1 protein-coding gene and 1 pseudogene are annotated in these 2,198 nt (G+C 67.7%); both read right to left on the reverse strand.

The annotated features are described in order from the left end of the window. Positions 1 to 1,359, reverse strand: a 1,359-nt coding sequence (locus tag ACFWP2_RS39545; RefSeq protein ID WP_380460967.1) for a DUF1906 domain-containing protein, incomplete at its 3' end; no start/stop codon positions are given. A gap of 231 nt (positions 1,360 to 1,590) precedes the next feature. Next, positions 1,591 to 2,198, reverse strand: a pseudogene (locus tag ACFWP2_RS39550) (hypothetical protein); the annotation flags it as partial.

Here is a 2,198-nt window from a genome sequence, read left to right on the forward strand (position 1 = left end):
CGTGTCCTTCCCGTCCCCGTTCCAGTCACCCACCAACGGCACATCACCCGGGTTCCCGAACATCCTCGAATCCAACACGTTCCCACCATGATCAGCCACCGCGAACAACGCCTCCCCCGGCCGATACACACCCACACTCGTGGGCCGTGCCGTGGTTCCACCACTGAGCTGCACGTCCAGGTAGTCCTGGTCGATCTGGAGCGTGTAGCCGCCCCACGTCTCGGTGGTGTTGCCCCTGTACTGGTGAACGCGCTGATGGTTCGCCCAGGTGCCGGCCGGGATAACCGGATCATCGGTGTTCGCGACGCCGTTCCAGCGCGCGGTGAACAGAACATCGGGGACCGCGTAGCCGTTCGACCGGTTATTCACGAGGTCGGCGATGCCGGAGCTCGAAGAGCTGTAGACACCGGAGTTGTAGCCGCGCTCGTGCAGTCGTGTCGTCCACGCGGAGAGGAAGGAAAGGACCCTCCCCGAGTAGGTGGGACTGTAGTCCTCCATGTCGTTGTAGATCAGGGAGCCCTGGCCGAAGCCCAGTTGGGCGGCCTGGTCGGCTGCGTCGTCCGCGGCCGCGTGCCCCTGGGACGCGGCGTTCGCGGAGTCGATCTGGTGGGCGTAGAGCCCGACGTAGATCGGCAGGAACCGCCAGCCGTTGCCGGCCTGCCGCTGCACCCAGGACGCGGTGAGGTTGGGCTGAGAGCAGCCGCGGTTGCTGCCGCCGATGTAGACACCGACCGCCCCGTAGGGCGAGTTCGCCTTCCAGGAGTCCATCAGTCCGTTGCTCGGCGCCGAGCAGGCGTCGAAGCCCTTGCCGATGTGGTTGGTGAGGTCGGCCGAGCCGTTCACCGTGAGGGTGGTGGCCGCGGGGGCGGGGGCCTCGTTCGCGGCCGCCTTCCGCGGGGTGGCGCGCGGCAGGCCGGCGCGGTCCAGGACCGACCGCACCAGGCCGAGGTCGTCGGCGTAGGTGGCCGTGACCTTGAGACCCGGCACTCGGCTGACGATCTCCTTGCCGACCTCGGACAGTTCGGTTCCCTGCCCGGCGGCATCGATGGCGTCCGGCTGGACGAGCAGCGACTCCGTGCGGCCCACCAGTCCGGACGGGCAGGCCTGGTTCTCGCCAGGAGTGCCGAGGTAGACGGCATGCCGGTCGAAGCGGACGCAGGCGGTCGGGTCGGCCGCCAGGTCGACGACGGGCCAGCTCTTCGGAACGTCGAATTGATGGCCCTGGTAGCTGACGGACTTGAGGTCCGAAGCGGACGGAGCGGCCTGTGCCGCGGTGCCCAGGGCTCCGCTGAGCAGGGCCCCGACCGCGACGGTTGCGGCGAGTGCGCCCCGTCGTCCGGTTCGCTCGGCTGATGGCATGGGTGTGGATCTCCTTGGGTCGGGGTTCGGCACAGACGATCCGTGCGTGCCGAACCCGGCGTCCGGTGAAGGTGAAGGTGCCGCCGAGGCGGAGCCCCGGGGCGGGCCGTGTCGGTGCTCGACGAGAGGAATGGCCTCTCCGAGTTCGCACGGGTCGTGAGCAGGTCTGTCGGCAACGCGGGCCGGCAGAGCGGTGGCCGGCGGGCCCACGCGAACGATCAGTGCCGTGGGTTACCAGGTGCCGGTGATGGGGGTGTCGCCGTGGTTCCCGAACGCAACCCGGTAGGCCAGGGTGCTCGAGTCGTAGGCCGCGCCCAGGAACTCGGCCGTCGACGACCGGTGCACACCGACCTCGTCCCGGCCGTCACCGTCCCAGTCACCCACGATCGGCGTCTCGTAGTGATTGCCGAACGCCACCCAGTGATCCACCGACGCGCCCGAACTCGAATCCGTCAGATAGAAATTCGCCTCGGACGGACGGTACACACCGATCGTGTCCCTCCCGTCCCCGTTCCAGTCACCCACCACCGGAACGTCCCCCGCGGACCCCATCTGCTGCGTCCTGACCACATTCACGTTGTCATCAGTCCACACGAAGTCCTGCGTCGACGGACGGTAGATCCCGATCGTGTCCTTCCCGTCCCCGTTCCAGTCACCCACCAACGGCACATCACCCAGGTTCCCGAAACCCGCATTCACCGCAACACTCACGTTGTCGTTCGACAGGTAGAACCAGCCCTCCGACGGACGGTACACACCGAACGTGTCCTTCCCGTCCCCGTTCCAGTCACCCACCAACGGCACATCACCCGGGTTCCCGAACATCCTCGAATCCAACA

The organism is Kitasatospora sp. NPDC058444, from assembly GCF_042721415.1.
GTDB lineage: Bacteria > Actinomycetota > Actinomycetes > Streptomycetales > Streptomycetaceae > Kitasatospora.